This is a genomic window from Cryobacterium sp. CG_9.6 (genome assembly GCF_029893365.1).
Classification (GTDB): Bacteria; Actinomycetota; Actinomycetes; order Actinomycetales; family Microbacteriaceae; genus Cryobacterium.
The window spans coordinates 2,785,406-2,800,957 of the sequence record NZ_JARXUZ010000001.1 but is presented as its reverse complement, the minus strand read 5'-3'; the positions used below and the strand labels follow the sequence as shown (position 1 = coordinate 2,800,957).

The following is a 15,552-nucleotide window of genomic DNA, read 5'->3' as shown; positions in this document are numbered from 1 at the left end:
TCTAGGCACCTAAGTCTGGGACTACGCCTTAGCTGCCTTGAGCATGTACCCAAAACCACGCTTGGTCTGAATCAGCGGCTCACTGGAGTGCACGTCCACCTTGCGGCGGAGGTACGAAATGTAGGACTCCACAATCCCCGCGTCGCCGTTGAAGTCGTATTCCCACACGTGGTCGAGAATTTGCGCCTTGGACAGAACCCGGTTGGGGTTGAGCATGAGGTAGCGCAGCAGCTTGAACTCCGTGGGGCTCAGCTCGATGGGCTCGCTGCCCACGAGAACTTCGTGGGTGTCTTGGTCCATGGTGAGCTCACCGGCACGAATGACGGCGTCTTCATCGGCGTGCATGGTGCGGCGCAGAATCGCCTTGATGCGTGCCACGATCTCATCGAGGCTGAACGGCTTTGTCACGTAGTCGTCGCCACCCACCGTGAGGCCTGTGATCTTGTCTTCGGTGTCGTCCTTGGCGGTGAGGAAAAGGATGGGAGCGGTGTACCCCGCGCTACGCAAACGCTTCGTCACGCCGAACCCGTTCATGTCGGGCAGCATGACATCGAGAATGATGAGGTCGGGTTCTTCCTCAAGTACGGCAGAAATCGCCTGGGCGCCGTTACCGACGGCCCGCACGGCGAAGCCGGCGAAACGCAGGCTGGTCGTGAGCAGGTCGCGGATGTTCGGTTCGTCGTCAACAATAAGAATACGAGGGCCATCAGTCATGACTCCATTCTCTGCGCGTTAGCTGAAAGATTCCTGAAAGGAGGCGGTGTACGGGTCGCCTCGGTACAGTGAGACCCGGCGCACGACCACGTGCGATCGACACTGGAGGTCATCCCATGAGCAACGATGTCACCGCAAGCGGAATACACCTGCCGACGATCGATCAGCCCCAGCGGCTCCTGAACGGGCGTCTCTTCGACTTTTCGCGTGAGGTGGCGGTGATGGCGGTCATCAATCGCACTCCCGATTCGTTCTACGACCGGGGGGCAACGTTCGCACTGGATGCATCCGTGTCGGCGGCGCAGCAAGCGATTGCTGACGGGGCCGACTGGGTGGACATTGGCGGAGCCAAGTTTGCGCCCGGCCCCGCAGTGCCTGTGGCCGAGGAGATCAATCGGGTGATTCCCGTTGTGGAGGCGTTGCAGGGTTCTGGAGCGGTCATTTCCGTCGACACGTTCCATCCTGAGGTCGCTTTCGCGGCGATCCGGGCCGGCGCGCACGTGATCAACGACACCACCGGCGTGCATGATCCGGAGATGGCCCGCGTCGTGGCGGAGAGCGACGCAACCCTCGTGATCACCCACAGCCTGGCAGCACCGCGGATGCCCTACCCGTCACCCACGTACGGTGATGTGGTGCGTGAGGTGGTGGACTTTTTGAACGAGCGGGTTGAACGGGCGGTGCAGCACGGGGTTCCGCGAGAACGACTCGTGATCGACCCGGGGCACGACCTCAATAAGAACACCCTGCACTCGCTGGAAATGACGCGGCGGTTGTCGGAAATCACGTCGCTCGGGCTGCCCACGCTCGTGGCCGTATCCAACAAGGACTTTGTCGGCGAAACCCTCAACCGTGAACGCGGCGAGCGGGTTGAGGGATCCCTCGCCGCGATGGTGGCCTGCATCCTGCAGGGTGCACGCATCGTGCGCATGCACAACGTCGTCCAGGCAGTGGATGCCGCGCACATGACCGAGGCCATCCTCGGGTTTCGCCAGCCCGCCTATCTGAAGCACAACCAGTGATGCTCTCCCGCCCGGAGCTCATTCAACGCCACCGGGTTGCCGATCGTACCGTGCCTCTGGTGCGCATGAACTTCATCTCCAGCGTCGATGGCGCATCCACTCACGACGGCCTGAGCGGCGGCCTCAACAACGCCGACGACAAACTCGTTTTCGATACCCTGCGCATGCTCACCGACGTGATCCTGGTGGGTGCGGGCACCATTCGAGCCGAGGGCTACGGTGGCGTGCGTGTGTCGGCAGCGGATGCCCAGTGGCGCGTTGAGCATGGAATCCCGCCGCAACCTCCGCTCGCGATTGTGTCGGGGCGGCTCGATCTGGACCCAGGGCATCCGGTGTTCACCGACGCCGTCGTTCGCCCGCTGATCGTGACGCACGCACAGTCGCCCACCGCCAAGCGCGACGCGCTCAGCCTCGTTGCCGACGTGATTGTGTGCGGTGAGGACGCCGTGGACCCGGTGGCTATGGTGCTCGCCCTCGCGCTGCGTGGCTACCCCCAGATTTTGTGCGAGGGCGGACCGAGCCTGTTCGGCGCGCTGCTCGAGGCCAACTGCGTGGATGAGGTGTGTCTGAGCGTCAGCCCCGTGTTGGAGGGCGGTTCGGCCGGCCGCATCTCACAGGGCCACGCGCAGGCCACGTGTGCGATGACCCTCTGGCATGTGTTCACCGGCGGCGACATGGTGTTTTTGCGCTACGTGCGCCGCCACCGACCGGTTCCGCCGCCCCAGTAAGCGCCGCGTGGCGCCGACTGAGAAAGCGGATGCCTCGGTCGGGTTTACGCGGCGGCTTCGAGGCTCTGCGAGTCGAGAATCGTGTAGCTGTAACCCTGCTCGGCGAGGAATCGCTGACGGTTCTGCGCAAAGTCCTGGTCCACGGTGTCGCGGGCCACAAGGGTGTAGAAGTTAGCCGACAGGCCCGATTCCTTGGGGCGCAGCAGACGCCCGAGGCGCTGAGCCTCCTCCTGACGGGACCCGTAGGACCCCGACACCTGAATGGCCACCGTGGCCTCCGGCAGGTCCACGGAGAAGTTGGCCACCTTCGATACCACGAGAACCTTCACCTCACCCACTCGGAACGCCTGGTAAAGCCGTTCGCGCTCGTCGATCGGGGTGGCCCCGGTGAGCTGCGGGGCATTCAAGACCTCAGCGAGCTCATCGATCTGGTCCAGGTACTGCCCAATCACCAGGATGCGCTCGCCCTCGTGCTTCTTGATGAGCGACTGCACCACTCCGAGCTTGGCGGGCGCGGTCGCGGCCAGGCGGTAACGCTCATCGTCCGCTGCCGCGGCGTAGGTGAGCCGCTCGGACTGCGGGAGGTCGATCCGCACCTCGTAGCAGGAGGCGGGGGAGATGAAGCCCTGAGCCTCGATCTCCTTCCACGGAGCGTCGAACCGCTTGGGCCCGATGAGGGAGAACACATCGCCCTCGCGGCCGTCCTCGCGCACCAGGGTGGCGGTGAGGCCGAGTCGGCGGCGAGCCTGCAGCTCAGCGGTGAGCTTGAACACGGGTGCCGGCAGCAGGTGCACCTCGTCGTAGATCACGAGGCCCCAATCCATGGCATCGAGCAGTTCGAGGTGGGCGTACTCGCCCTTCCGCTTGGCGGTCAGAATCTGGTACGTGGCAATGGTGACCGGTTTGACTTCTTTCACCTGCCCCGAGTACTCGCCAATCTCATCCGCTGTCAGGGTGGTGCGCTTGAGGAGCTCGTCACGCCACTGGCGGGCCGAGACCGTGTTGGTCACGAGGATGAGCGTGTTGGTCTTGGCGGTTGCCATCGCCCCGGCGCCCACGAGGGTTTTGCCAGCGCCGCAGGGGAGAACGACCACACCGGAGCCACCGTCGAAGAAACTGGAGACGGCTTTGTTCTGATAGTCGCGCAGCGCCCAGCCGTCTTCACGGAGGGCGATCTCGTGCGGCGTGCCCGGCGTGTACCCGGCCAGGTCCTCGGCCGGCCAGCCGAGTTTTACGAGTTCCTGCTTGAGCTGTCCGCGAGCCCACGGTTCCACCAGATACGAGTCGGGTGACGGACGCCCGATCAGCAGCGGAGCGATGCGCTTGGCGCCGGCAATCTCGGTGAGCACGGCCTGGTCGCTACTACGCAGCACCAGGCTGCCCTCGGCATCGCGTTCAATGACGAGGCGTCCGTAGCGTCCGACCGTTTCGGTGATGTCCACCGACACGGTCTGCGGGATGGCGAACTTGGAATATTTCTCGAGCGTGGCCAGCATGTCCGACGCCGCGTGTCCGGCGGCGCGAGCATTCCACAGGCCCAGCCTGGTGATGCGGTAGGTGTGAATGTGCTCGGGAGCGCGTTCAAGCTCGGCGAACACAGCCAGATCGTGCCGCGCATCCTCGGCGAGAGGGTGCGCAACTTCGAGTAAAACAGTGCGGTCACTTTGGACAATCAGCGGGCCATCAGACATAGCCAGCAAGCCTACGCCCGTTGGGTAGACAACAGGTACAGCTACGGCGCCGGGGTGATGCTGAGGATGCTCGAAATCGGCAACGTTCGCTCAATGTCGGCACGGCGGTCGCGCGCCCGAAAGCGTCCGCCACCCACGCTGGCCGGTTCGAGCAGGTAATCCACCACCACACCTCCGGGCATGCTAATACTCACCATGACCGTTGCTTTTGAGCGGATGGCGCTGTCCAGCTGGCGGGCCAGCCAGGCATCCGCTGCCATCACTTCGCTCCCGTCGCTCGCACGCAGCTTGTCGACCAGGGTCTGCGCCGGGTCAACCGGCGTGGGGGGGATCACCCGCGCCACCTGATGGCGGCGCAGGTGCACGATCTCGTGGGCGGAGTCTTCGGCCGCTACGGGATAGCGGGCGTCGCTGAGCGCCCAGAACACGAGATCAGAGGCGAAACGAGTGATCAGTTGGTGATCATGGCGTTCAAGACCCAGCGCGGACAGGGTCTGATCGACGGCAATGGTGCCGAGCAACTCGGCGTCGTCAGATCGCACGTAACTCTGATTGGGGGCTGAGCCAGCCGGCAGGCTGCCAACCCGGATGCGCCCATAGCGCGACGCTGATTCCTCGATGAGGTACTGCACGGGCTGAGGAATGCCGGTGAGGGAGATCGCACCGAGGAACGCCAGCATGGTGTCCGCGTTCTCGCCCGCAGCGAGCGCACGATTCACGGATGCCGCAGTGATGCGATAACTCGAGGCCAGCTCGCGGCCTTCGACGTCGGCCAGGCTGCGCAGTCGCGCATCAATGGAGGGAGCCAGCGGACCCGGCGCCACGATCGACAGATCGTGCTGCAGGTATACCGCGCCCACCTCCGTGGGCAGAGAATCGGTCATGGTGGCTTGGGCTGCCTCGGGGTCGCCGCTCAGCAACTGAGCACCCGCCACGCTCGTGGTCTCCTGCGCGGTGATGCCCAGAATCTCGGCGCTGCGGGCGAATTCGGCCACCTGAGCGGCCATCCACTCTCCGCCCGCGGGGTACATCCAGTCCACAAAGCCCTGCAGACCGGAACCCCAGACGATGCCGGGCTCCTGCGGAAGAATGTCGCGCACCGATCTCGGCACGTCTGCGTGCCAGGCCTCAGCCAGCGTGGCCCAGCGCTCGGGGGTGGGGTGGAGTAGCCAGGCTTCGCCCGTCTCGGTTTCCATCCAATAGCCCTCGGAGTGCGCGATCAGCTCGGCGCGGGCGGCAATGGCCACCAGCACGGCCACGCTGTCGACCTCCACCCCCATGACGAGTGCGAGGCGCTTCGTGTCGGGCAAACCGAGGCCGCCGCGGCTGAGTTCTCGGGCGGGATCGCGGGCAAGTTCACTCACCAGTTCGGCGATGGACGACACGCTCGCGAAGGCACGCTCTGCGGCGAGTCGGTTCGTGAAGGTGATGTCGAACTCGGATGCCGGTGCGAGGGCGTCGGGGGCGGCCAGGGTGGCCAGCTCGGTGGTACTTGGGAGACCCTGGGCCGGCCAGGTGGCGAGTTGGGCGGAGACGGCGTCGTAGGGGCTGAGCTGGCCGTCGGCGAGCAGACACAGCAGAACCGAATCCAGCTCGGCAGCGTGCGCCGCAACGTGCTCGGTGGTGACCTCCACGCCACTGACCGAGCTCAGGTGCTCGGCGATATCGGTGAGCGTGGGCACGGCGGGGGCGAGCGGGGTGGACGCTGCCGGGTCGAGAGCGTTCAGTCGAGCAGCCTCGGCTGCCACGCTGCGAATGAGCTCGCCGGCAGTGGCGAGAACGGAGAGCGACGCTCGGTCCAGATGGGTGAGTGTCTTCTGAACCGCGCTCGGCTCGAGCAGAGCGTCGGCCAGGTCAAAAAAATCCTTGATGCCGGTGGGCGCAACCATGCGCGCTTCGAGGGCAGCGCGGAGGGTGGCGTCATCGAGAGCGCGCAGTCGCGTGGCGAGGGACAGCATCCGGTTACTCGTTTGCCTTGGTCTCGCGGCGACGGCGGATGCCGACGTAGACGATGAGACCGATCGTGAGGGCAAAGGCCAACGGCAGACCATAGAGCGGGAGCACGAAGACGAGCGGCCAGAGGCCCTTGCTGAAGCCGTCGTTGGCCGCAGCACCCAGGGCGGTGCCCGCGATGACAGCAATGAACGAGAGCACAGAGAGTCCCACCACGCCCGCAACCATGTACGCCAGGATGCGCTCGAGCCGGCCAGTGGAGGGTGAATTTTGATTGGTCACAGGTCAAGGATACGGGGCGGGACCAGCTCGAACGGAATATGCTGTACCCGCACGTAACGCTCTGTCGTGCGCCCCACACACCCCTAACCCCAGCGAGGTCGAGATGCCCACCGGCAAGGTCAAGTTCTATGACGAGGGCAAGGGTTTTGGTTTTATCACCTCCGACGACGGCCACGAAGTCTTTCTGCATGCGTCCGCGCTGCCCGCGGGCGTGACCGTAAAAGCCGGCTCGAAACTAGAATTCGGTATCGCCGACGGAAAGCGTGGCGCGCAGGCCCTCTCCGTTCGCGTGATTGAAGCGCCCCCGAGCCTGTCCAAAATTAATCGCAAGACGGCTGATGACATGGCCATCATTGTGGAAGATCTCGTGAAGCTGCTCGATGGGATCGGCGCGAACCTGCGTCGTGGTCGCTATCCGGAAAGCTCGCACAGTCACAAAATTGCAGCAATGCTGCGGAAAGTCGCAGAAGAACTGGATGCCTGACGCCGACACCACCCCGCCCACAGTGAGTGAACTCGATGAATCCGAGACGGTGAGCGTTCTCGCCGACGTGGTTGTTCTGGCCGCGGTCGATCTGGCGCGCACGGCGCTTGAAGAGATCACTCCGGCCGAGTCCATTGGCGACCTGCTGGGGCATGAGGTTGAGGGGGAGCGTGTTGTTTCGCTGCTTTTCGACTGCCTGCTGAGCGGCTATCCGGGCTGGCACTGGACCGTGACGCTCGCGCGCACCGACGAGAATGCGGTCCCCACCGTTTTGGAGACCGAGTTGATGCCCGGGGAATATGCCTTGACCGCCCCCGATTGGGTGCCGTGGTCTGACCGGCTGATGGACGGCGAAGGCGACTCGGACGACGAGCACGACGATGAGCATGATGACGACGATGAGCATGATGACGACGAGCAGGACTCGGATGATGATCACCACGATGGTGACGAGTACGACGAGTCAGATCACCGTTAGCGTCGTCTGAGCTGCACCCACAGCAGCCCCACGACCCCGAGGCCCACACCGATCAGGGCGCACCAGATCCACCAGCCCACGCCGGTCGCCGCCGCTTCGTCGCGCCAAATCACAGCGGCCACGAGAGCAATTGTCCACGCGATGGTGCCCGCCAGTAGTGCGGCGCGGGCATCCGCTCGAACGGGTGCGGGATCAGGCCGACGCTCGCTGTCTTTCAACCACAATCGCATCGGCCCGTCCTGTTTCGCTAGTTGGCGCCGAGGTGACCGACGACGTGTTCAATCGACTGCACGAGGCGGCGCACGTCGTTGGGGTCGATTGCCGTAAAGGTGGCGACACGAAGCTGATTGCGACCGAGCTTGCGGTACGGCTCCGTGTCAAGGATTCCGTTGGCGCGCAGAATGCGGCTGATCGCTGCGGCATCCACTGAGTCCACAAAGTCGATCGTGGATACGACCTGAGAGCGGTGTGCCGGGTTGGTCACGAACGGTGTGGCGTAGTCCACGCTGTCGGCCCAGTCGTAGAGAACGGATGAGGATTCCTGGGTTCGCGCGGAGGCCCACGACAGGCCGCCGCTCGTGTTGATCCAGTCAATCTGGCTCTCGAGCAGCAGGAGCGTCGTGAGCGCCGGCGTGTTGAGTGTCTGGTTGAGCCGCGAGTTGTCGATGGCGTTCTTGAGGCTCAGGAACTCGGGGATGTAGCGTCCACTTGCGTGGATGCGCTCAACCCGCTCAATGGCCGCGGGAGAGAAGAGGGCCAGCCAGAGGCCACCGTCGGAGGCGAGGTTCTTTTGCGGGGCAAAGTAGTAGACATCTGCTTGGTCGGCAGCAAAGTCGATGCCGGCGGCCGCGCTCGTGGCGTCGATCACGGTGAGCGCACCCTCGTCGCCCACGACGCGGGTGACGGGTGCCATGACTCCGGTGGATGTCTCGTTCTGGGGCCACGCGTACACGTCGATGCCCTCGCGAGCAACAAATTCGCTGCGCGAACCCGTGGGGGCGCTCACCACGTCGGGAGCCTCGAGGAACGGGGCAGCGGCGGCCTTGGCGAACTTTCCACCGAATTCGCCGAATACTAGGTGCTGACTGCGCTTCTCAATCAGCGAGAAGACCGCGGCATCCCAGAACGCCGTGGAGCCGCCGTTTCCGAGCACAACCTCGTAACCGTCGGGAATGTCAAAGAGGTCAGCAAGACCGGCACGCACGCGGCCCACCAGGTCTTTCACGGGCGGCTGACGGTGGCTGGTACCGAGAATTCCGGTGGCGAATCCGATCAGGTGATCGAGTTGTTCGCGGCGAATTTTCGATGGGCCGCAGCCGAATCGTCCGTCAATGGGCAGCAGTTCGGTAGGAATCATCAGGTCCGGCATACGCCGATTCTAGTTGCCACTCCGGCGGCGAGTAGTCTTATTACGTCGAATGCAAGGCCGTGCAGCGGCCCAGAGAGAGGCTGCGGATGACTGATTTGATTGATACCACCGAGATGTACCTCCGCACCATTCTGGACTTGGAGGAGGAGCAGATCGTGCCTCTTCGCGCCCGCATCTCTGAGCGCCTTGGTCATTCCGGACCCACCGTCTCCCAGACTGTTGCCCGAATGGAACGTGACGGACTCGTCGTCGTTTCTGGTGATCGCCACCTTGAACTCACCGTCGAGGGCCGGAGCAAAGCGGTGCACGTGATGCGCAAGCACCGCCTCGCCGAGCGTTTGTTAAGCGACGTGATCGGCCTCGAATGGGAGTTCGTGCACGACGAAGCCTGTCGCTGGGAACACGTGATGAGCGAGCAGGTGGAACGGAAGATCCTCGAAATACTCGGTCACCCGACCGAATCCCCGTATGGCAATCCGATCCCTGGGCTCGACGAGTTCGGTGATTCACCGGCCGTGGCCTTCATGGCCGGGGTCACCAACCTGCTGACCCTCGTGGCGGGTTCGCCGGAGCCCGTGAGTGCCGTCATCCGTCGTCTGGGTGAGCCCGTGCAGTTTGACCCCGAACTCCTTCTTCAGCTGAAGCAGTCGGGTGTTATTCCGGGATCAACAGGCCTGTTTTCGGCCGTTGGATCTTACGTTCTGGTTAAGGTTGAGGGTTTTGGGAATGGCCTCGAATTGCCCAACGATGTTGCCAGTCACATCTTCGTCGCCACCCCGGGTACTTCCGCGTAATTACGGCGATTTGCGACGTATCTGCACAGCGCGAATGTGGCGCGTCGCGCGTCTCCGTCGCCTGTTCGTACCGCATGACCCGTTACCAATTCGTTAGAAAAGTGCCTTTCAGGGTGACAAACCGACCGCTGTCACGTAGCCTCTAACCTGTCCCACCGACCAGACAAAGGTCGAAGGACCCTCGGCAAGACGCCAGATTTACCCGTCTCTTGCTGCGGTACACACCCGCGACTAGCGAAGTGGACGGGGCAACTACCTAGTGTTGTCAGGGCGTCGGAGGATAACTTTGGCCGCATTAGGAATGAGAAGGTCCCGTCGTGGGACGACACCCGAATCCGTGCAGAAAACTGAATTAGCGGTCAGTCGTCACTCAACCGGCCGTCGTGCCACACCGACGCCCAAGCGACGCAGCGGGATCAGCAACATCGTCATCATGACGCTCGCTACCGGTTTGGTGGCCACCATGGCCCTTCCGGCCTATGCCTTCGCTCCCGGTTCACGGGATGCCACCTTCGAGTCGACTGCGTCAACGCAGGCCACGAAGTCCGGCGCACAGGCCGTCGAGGTCGATGCTGCGGCCAACACCGTCACCGTTGCCCGCGAAAGCTTCTCAGCCACCACGCCCGAGGAGATTGCGGCAGCCGCAGCAGCCGTCGCGGCGGAGGCTCGTCGGGTGCAGGTTGCCTCGCAGCGCTCCAGCTATGCCAGCGCCTATACCGGTCCGTCAGCTGCTGATTACCTGGCCAACCCGAGTCACCCGGCATTCGATCTGCAGGCCGTGTTCAACAAGGCCGCGGAGTATCAGGGTGTTCCCTACGTTTATGGCGGAGCCACTCCGGCCGGCTTCGACTGCTCGGGCTTCATCATGTACGTGTACGCCCAGTTCGGTGTGAGCCTGCCCCACTCGTCTACGGGTCAGGGTGCCAGTGGAACACGTATTTCCATTGAGGACGCTGTTCCTGGCGATCTCGTGATCATGCCGGGCCACGACGGCTTCTATGCTGGCAACGGCAACATCCTGCACGCCCCGTACACCGGCCAGAACGTGCGCATTCAGCCCATCTGGACCAGCGATTACTACATCGTTAGGATCGGGATCTAAATTCCGCACATCGTCGCCGAAGTTTGCTCGATGAACATTGTGTAACAGCTAGCACAAAGTGGCGTCTCGTCTTTCGCGAGGTGCCACTTGTGGGTTAACCTAGGAATCTGTCGTTTACGGGTTAGGGAGAGCCGAATGCACCGAGTACGCACAATCCACACCATGGATGAGCGTGTACATGCTGTGCGTCGTCATAGTTGTCAAACAGTAGTGAGCCACTTCGTGGCGTGATGGGCGTTGTCATTCGTGACAGCGTCCTTTTTTGTTTGATCGCTCGTTTCCTCCTGCGTTCGTCAGAAAAGCAGTTCGAATGGCTGGAAGCCGTCCAGTCTCCTTCGAAAGGGAGCGCATGCGAACATTGGTCCTCAACGCGGGGTACGAGCCCCTCGCCGTGGTTACGTACAAACGAGCGATGATTCTGGTGATGAACCAGAAGGCCACCATCGTGCAGTCAGATCAGGGGCATCCCGTTTTTGCCGCCTCTGGAGTGTGGGAGCGGCCGAGCGTCATTCTGCTCTCGCGTTACGTACGGTTGCCGCGGGGGAGGATTGTTCCCGTGAGCCGGCGAGGTGTGTTGCGGCGTGATGACCACCGCTGCTGCTACTGCGGCAAGTCGGCGGCCACCATCGACCACGTGCTACCACGGTCACGCGGCGGGCGCGATACCTGGGACAACCTGGCTGCGTGCTGTCTCAAGTGCAACAACTCAAAGAGCGACCACACGCCGGCCGAGATGGGCTGGAGTTTGCGCTTCATCCCGCGCATGCCCTCTGGCGCCACATGGGTCGTGCGTGGGGTGGAGCATCCGCTCTCCCAATGGGACGCCTACCTGGCGCCTGCGGCCGCCGCCTGACCCTCGCGGTGGCACGGGCGGCCATGTGTCGGGTCGCGACCGGGTAAACTTGCGGAACCAGCCTCTGTAGCTCAACGGAAGAGCAGTTCCGTCCTAAGGAAACGGTTGGGGGTTCGAATCCCTCCAGGGGCACATAAAACAAGGGGATCGGCCGGGAGATTCCTTACGAAATCCCGGCACGTCCCTTGTTTACTCCTTGCATTGCTCGCTATGAGGCCTTCTCAACCGCGCGACGTTCCCCTTGCGGATTTGAATTCAGCGTTTGGTCCAGCGCTGAGTCGACGGGTCCCACGTGTCAACGTCGCCCACGGTACCGATGAAAACCGGATCTATGAATTGGATCACGTTGGCCAGTTGGCTGTCGAATGATTCGAGGCAGATGTCGGTGAGGGCGAGTTTGCGACGCCAGGCTGCCCATTTTGTTTGAGCGACCACTGGCCAGCTTGTCGTGGCGACAGAGGCTGAGGTCAGCGGCACTTGGCGGAAATCGGCCACGCGCTGAGCCGCACCGCGAAGCTCACTCGCGCTGAAGTCGTGGGTCAGCGAGAAATTTCGCAGGTCGACGATGTCGCGCCATCGTGTGCTTGTCGTTCCACGGGTCAGCATCGTGACCGCCTTTTCTGCAACAACCATCACCAGCGGATAGCCGAGCATCTCAATTTCGCCACCGAGGATACGCGGGACAGCCACCGAACGCGGGGCCGGCCAGATCGGGTCACCGGTGCTGATGTCCAGATGGAACGACAGCGCGCTCGTGTATACGTGTGCAAATATCTTGACTCGGAGCCCGGAGTAGTCGTCACCCTCGCGGATGGCGCGGACCTCGGTGCGTGCCGGGTCAATTGCCAGGGCTTCGTCGACGGATACGGCCGCAACTGCCTCCACTACAGCGAGCAAATGGGCGGCATCCACCTGAAAGTTGACTGCTTCCATATCGATGTCGCTCGTCGGACGGCGGAGGCGATACGCAGCAAGAAGCACTCCGCCTTTCAGTACGAAGTCATCCTTGTAGATTGTCTGAGCGAGTCTGCTCAGGAAAGCCTCCATGGCGTAGAGGGTGACCGTCTCTGAGACTGCCCGGCCCGACGTTCGGGCATACCGTGAGAGCGCGGCATAGAGTTGCGACGGCTGACTCACGAGAGCAACTCCAGGGCATGACGCAACGGACCGCTCGCTCGGGGCAGCTGCCGGGCGATGTTCATCAGTGCGGAAGGGTGAGACCCACGTCGGCGCAGCCAGTTCTTCAGCGCTTCCGGGGCGATCTCGTACCCCTCCGACCCGCGCAATCGATAGGCATCGACGATGGAACGTTCCGGCGAATACAGGCCGATCGTCGCGTCGGATCCGTCGATGGCCAGCTCGGTGCGCTCGAGCACGAACGTTGCGACGTCGAAATGATGCCAGGAAACCGGAGTATCAGTGCGAGGGATTCGAGCACCCCGCGGAAGGGCAATATCGATTCGGGCGGGGATGACGTCAACGAGGCCGTGGTGCGCCAAAGCACTCGACAGGCACATTGTTGCGTCGGGCTTCCGCGCCACGATCTCAATTAGGTCCAGGTTGGCTGGCGGCAGATCGGCACGGCGGTAAAGCCCTCGGGCGATTCGGTCGATGGTTCCGTTATCGCTGAGCCGACGCAGGTCTCGTGCCCCCACCCCAGCATCGGTGGCCATGGCGGTGGTGAAGGCGGCAGCAGGCAGGCTGTCAATCGAATGCATCCCAACCCCCTTCTACGTGTATTGAAGTGTACACACGTAACTTTAGCTGCAAACACTTTCGTACACCAAGGAATCAAAGCTGCCCTGACCCCCCCCTGCGTGCCCACATTTTGCCCACACGTGAAAAAATCTGGGTGAATCTGGACGCCTCACTGTGACCCAAAAACGTTGAAATCACGCGGTTTTTGACCACGTCGGCGACGCTGGCCGGTCGATTATTGGGGTTCGAATCCCTCCAGGGGCACATAAAACAAGTGGATCAGCCGGGAGATTCTTTACGAAATCCCGGCCGATCCATTGTTTACTCATCGTTTTGCTCGCTCTGAGGCCTTCTCAACCGCTCGAAGCTCGCCAAACGATCCCAGTTCGTTAGGTGCGGAGCGGACGTCAGGGCCCGCGACTTCGAGTACTCCTACAAAGTGCGTGCGTGTGACCTCGGCGCTGTTGGGATCGACGATCACCGACGCAACCTCGTGACCAAAAACGGAGTTGACCTTCGTGAGAGCAGAGTGTCATTGCGGCTCTGGAAAAGCAGACCACTCTCTCGTCCTTAACACGCCCGGTCATCGGGCAGTTTCTCGGGACACCTAAACGGCGTTCCGCCGACCAGCAGTGAGCTTCGAGGGCCGCAGTGGCAGGACCTCACACGCTGGCGGGCGCGACTGCAGTTCGTGTGGGATTGATCTGCACCAGGAGGCGAAGCACCAGGAAGTACCCGTACCCCGTAACCAGGCCACCGATCGCACCCAAAAGAGCTCCAAGGAGAATCCAGGCTGGGTGCCCCAGGCCGCTCACCACCGGGTATCCGGAACGATCGAGACCAACCACCGCCATAGTGGCCAGCAGCAGGAGACTAATTCCAATGCTTTGGGCGCACACCCCTCCGCCGATGAGGAGCGGTCCGACTCGGCGTTGTCTACCAGTGACCGTTGCTTCCTGCATCATGCTTATTTCCCCCTCGTTGCGGCAGTGCGTGTTCCGACGCCTTGGGTGATGAACACCCACGCCCGTGTTCAAGAACTTCTTATAACTTCTCAGTGAATCCAACATGTGTCAATAAGTGACTCTGTGGTCGACCGGACACATATCCCGCAGTCCGTTCCGCTTGCGCGCCGGTGCTCTGCCGAAATCGGTCTCTCTTGCGCTCGACAGTGCTATATTTGTATAGCATCCGGAGGAGAATTTCATGCCGCAAATCAATATCCGCGTTGACGATGAAACGGAGCGTCGTTTGCAGTACCTGTCTGCGCGTACTGGCCGGTCGAAAACTTTTTATGCGACCGAGGCATTGACGCAGTATCTGGACGAGAACGAAGATTACCTTCTGGCAAAAGATGCGCTGGAGGAATTCACTCAGTCCAACGACGATGCGATCGATCTTGCTGACGTGGTCTGGCCTGCGTGAGCTACGCGATCAGATTCACGCCGAAGGCAGCGAAGCAGGTTACACAACTTGATCCCACAGCAGCGAAACGCATCCGAGGATTTCTTGAGCAAAAACTCGCTCGCCTCGACAATCCGCGCATGCTCGGCAAGAAGCTCGTGAACGAGGAGTTCTGGCGTTATCGAGTTGGTGATTACCGCATCCTCACAACTATCGACGACGATCAGATTCTCATCCTCATCGTTGAGGATGCACACCGTCGCGAGGTTTACAACAGGCTCTGAACACAGCAGCACTTTAGGAAGGCGCCAAGACAAGCAGTTCTGTCGCGCAAGCCGTTCCCCGTGCAGGACAGTCCGTCCTGCAACGCGATCTCGGCGGCTAGGTATTGCCTCGGTCTTGGCGCTGGATGGTTCGGTAGATTGTGGAGCGGGCGACATTGAACAGTTCAGCAAGCTCGGCCGTTGTGTGAGTGCCAGCGTTGTAGACCTCCATCAGGTGCTTCTGCTGCGCCGGGGACAGCTTCGGTGAATTGCCGCGCAACCGTCCCTTCGCTTTCGCCACTTGCATGCCCTCTTTCGTTCGAGGGCGGATGAGATCGGACTCGAATTCCGCGACCATGGCGAGGACGTTGAAGAGGAGCCAGCCAACTGGATCATTCGGGTCATGCACGGAGCCGCCGATGCTGAGCTTCATTCCCTTGGCGGTCAGCTCATCGACGATGTCTTGCGCATCGCGGAGCGACCTGGCCAGACGATCGAGTTTGGCCACCACGAGCGTGTCACCGCTCCTGCAGGCAGCAAGCGCTTCGCGCAATCCTGGCCTCGCACGGTTGGTTCCCGTGAGGCCATGATCGGTGTAGATCAGGTTCGATCTAACGCCCAGTCGTTCCAAGGCGTTTTGTTGGACGGTGAGGTCTTGCTCATTTGTGGATACGTGCGCGTACCCGATCAGTAGTTCATCCATGACGGCACAATTCA

At 62.1% G+C, this 15,552-nt stretch carries 19 protein-coding genes and 1 tRNA gene; 10 read left to right on the top strand and 10 right to left on the bottom strand.

The genetic code is table 11. From position 1 onward, the window contains the following. Positions 1–21: 21 nt before the first annotated feature. Positions 22–714, bottom strand: a complete 693-nt coding sequence (locus H4V99_RS12825; RefSeq protein ID WP_035834948.1) for a response regulator transcription factor — start codon at positions 712–714, stop codon at positions 22–24. A gap of 116 nt (positions 715–830) precedes the next feature. On the opposite strand from H4V99_RS12825, the gene folP reads away from it, so the two are divergent. Both folP and H4V99_RS12815 read left to right on the top strand, forming a co-directional pair. Continuing rightward, positions 831–1,736, top strand: a complete 906-nt coding sequence (gene folP, locus H4V99_RS12820; protein ID WP_280678882.1) for a dihydropteroate synthase — start codon at positions 831–833, stop codon at positions 1,734–1,736. Then, entirely contained in the window at positions 1,736–2,464 is a 729-nt protein-coding gene (locus H4V99_RS12815; protein ID WP_280680119.1) for a pyrimidine reductase family protein, read from the top strand. Before folP ends, H4V99_RS12815 begins: the two co-directional genes overlap by 1 nt. A 44-nt stretch (positions 2,465–2,508) precedes the next feature. Here H4V99_RS12815 and H4V99_RS12810 read toward each other — a convergent pair whose 3' ends face one another. Genes H4V99_RS12810 through H4V99_RS12800 form a run of 3 tightly spaced genes read right to left on the bottom strand, consistent with a single transcriptional unit; the run spans position 2,509 to position 6,390 of the window. After that, positions 2,509–4,155, bottom strand: a complete 1,647-nt coding sequence (locus H4V99_RS12810) for a DNA repair helicase XPB (RefSeq protein WP_280678880.1) — start codon at positions 4,153–4,155, stop codon at positions 2,509–2,511. Positions 4,156–4,196: 41 nt separating this feature from the next. Then, positions 4,197–6,113, bottom strand: coding sequence for a helicase-associated domain-containing protein (locus H4V99_RS12805; protein WP_280678878.1), 1,917 nt, complete (start codon positions 6,111–6,113; stop codon positions 4,197–4,199). A 4-nt stretch (positions 6,114–6,117) separates the two neighbouring features. Further along, on the bottom strand, positions 6,118–6,390 hold the full coding sequence (locus H4V99_RS12800; RefSeq protein ID WP_280678876.1) for a hypothetical protein: 273 nt from the start codon (positions 6,388–6,390) through the stop codon (positions 6,118–6,120). Between the two features lie 103 nt (positions 6,391–6,493). Between H4V99_RS12800 and H4V99_RS12795 the strand changes: the two genes are divergently transcribed. Together H4V99_RS12795 and H4V99_RS12790 are read left to right on the top strand one after the other, a co-directional pair. Next, positions 6,494–6,874 carry a cold shock domain-containing protein gene (locus H4V99_RS12795; protein ID WP_280678874.1) on the top strand — a complete coding sequence of 127 codons (381 nt, stop codon included), beginning with the start codon at positions 6,494–6,496 and terminating at the stop codon, positions 6,872–6,874. After that, a complete protein-coding gene (locus H4V99_RS12790) occupies positions 6,867–7,352 on the top strand; it encodes a DUF3027 domain-containing protein (protein WP_280678872.1) in 486 nt (161 codons plus the stop codon). The genes H4V99_RS12795 and H4V99_RS12790 overlap by 8 nt, the downstream gene beginning before the upstream one ends. On the opposite strand, the gene H4V99_RS12785 is transcribed toward H4V99_RS12790, so the two are convergent. Then, positions 7,349–7,582 carry a DUF2530 domain-containing protein gene (locus tag H4V99_RS12785; RefSeq protein WP_280678870.1) on the bottom strand — a complete coding sequence of 78 codons (234 nt, stop codon included), beginning with the start codon at positions 7,580–7,582 and terminating at the stop codon, positions 7,349–7,351. The two genes, H4V99_RS12790 and H4V99_RS12785, sit on opposite strands and share 4 nt — an antisense overlap. A gap of 17 nt (positions 7,583–7,599) precedes the next feature. Continuing rightward, positions 7,600–8,721, bottom strand: a complete 1,122-nt coding sequence (gene serC / locus H4V99_RS12780) for a phosphoserine transaminase (protein ID WP_280678868.1) — start codon at positions 8,719–8,721, stop codon at positions 7,600–7,602. An 86-nt stretch (positions 8,722–8,807) separates the two neighbouring features. Here serC and H4V99_RS12775 point away from each other — a divergent pair, with 86 nt between their 5' ends. From H4V99_RS12775 to H4V99_RS12760, 4 genes are all read left to right on the top strand, one after another. Next, the gene (locus H4V99_RS12775; protein WP_280678866.1) at positions 8,808–9,515 is read left to right on the top strand and encodes a metal-dependent transcriptional regulator; all 708 of its coding nucleotides are present in this window, start codon (positions 8,808–8,810) and stop codon (positions 9,513–9,515) included. 433 nt (positions 9,516–9,948) lie between these two features. Beyond that, entirely contained in the window at positions 9,949–10,617 is a 669-nt protein-coding gene (locus H4V99_RS12770; protein WP_280678864.1) for a C40 family peptidase, read from the top strand. Positions 10,618–10,966: 349 nt separating this feature from the next. Next, a complete protein-coding gene (locus tag H4V99_RS12765) occupies positions 10,967–11,470 on the top strand; it encodes an HNH endonuclease (RefSeq protein ID WP_280678863.1) in 504 nt (167 codons plus the stop codon). A gap of 60 nt (positions 11,471–11,530) precedes the next feature. Next, positions 11,531–11,602, top strand: a tRNA-Arg gene (locus H4V99_RS12760). Between the two features lie 123 nt (positions 11,603–11,725). Here the strand turns inward: H4V99_RS12760 and H4V99_RS12755 are convergent. The 3 genes from H4V99_RS12755 to H4V99_RS12745 form a co-directional block, all read right to left on the bottom strand. Continuing rightward, the gene (locus H4V99_RS12755) at positions 11,726–12,607 is read right to left on the bottom strand and encodes a nucleotidyl transferase AbiEii/AbiGii toxin family protein (protein ID WP_280678862.1); all 882 of its coding nucleotides are present in this window, start codon (positions 12,605–12,607) and stop codon (positions 11,726–11,728) included. Beyond that, entirely contained in the window at positions 12,604–13,188 is a 585-nt protein-coding gene (locus H4V99_RS12750; RefSeq protein ID WP_280678861.1) for a type IV toxin-antitoxin system AbiEi family antitoxin domain-containing protein, read from the bottom strand. Before H4V99_RS12750 ends, H4V99_RS12755 begins: the two co-directional genes overlap by 4 nt. 642 nt (positions 13,189–13,830) lie before the next feature. Next, positions 13,831–14,133 (bottom strand): hypothetical protein, encoded by a 303-nt coding sequence (locus tag H4V99_RS12745; protein WP_280678859.1) that lies wholly within the window; start codon positions 14,131–14,133, stop codon positions 13,831–13,833. Positions 14,134–14,374: 241 nt separating this feature from the next. On the opposite strand from H4V99_RS12745, the gene H4V99_RS12740 reads away from it, so the two are divergent. Both H4V99_RS12740 and H4V99_RS12735 read left to right on the top strand, forming a co-directional pair. Beyond that, entirely contained in the window at positions 14,375–14,593 is a 219-nt protein-coding gene (locus H4V99_RS12740) for a TraY domain-containing protein (RefSeq protein WP_280678857.1), read from the top strand. Then, positions 14,590–14,856 (top strand): type II toxin-antitoxin system RelE/ParE family toxin, encoded by a 267-nt coding sequence (locus tag H4V99_RS12735; protein WP_280678856.1) that lies wholly within the window; start codon positions 14,590–14,592, stop codon positions 14,854–14,856. Before H4V99_RS12740 ends, H4V99_RS12735 begins: the two co-directional genes overlap by 4 nt. 97 nt (positions 14,857–14,953) lie before the next feature. On the opposite strand, the gene H4V99_RS12730 is transcribed toward H4V99_RS12735, so the two are convergent. Then, the gene (locus tag H4V99_RS12730) at positions 14,954–15,538 is read right to left on the bottom strand and encodes a recombinase family protein (protein WP_280678854.1); all 585 of its coding nucleotides are present in this window, start codon (positions 15,536–15,538) and stop codon (positions 14,954–14,956) included. Positions 15,539–15,552 lie beyond the last annotated feature (14 nt).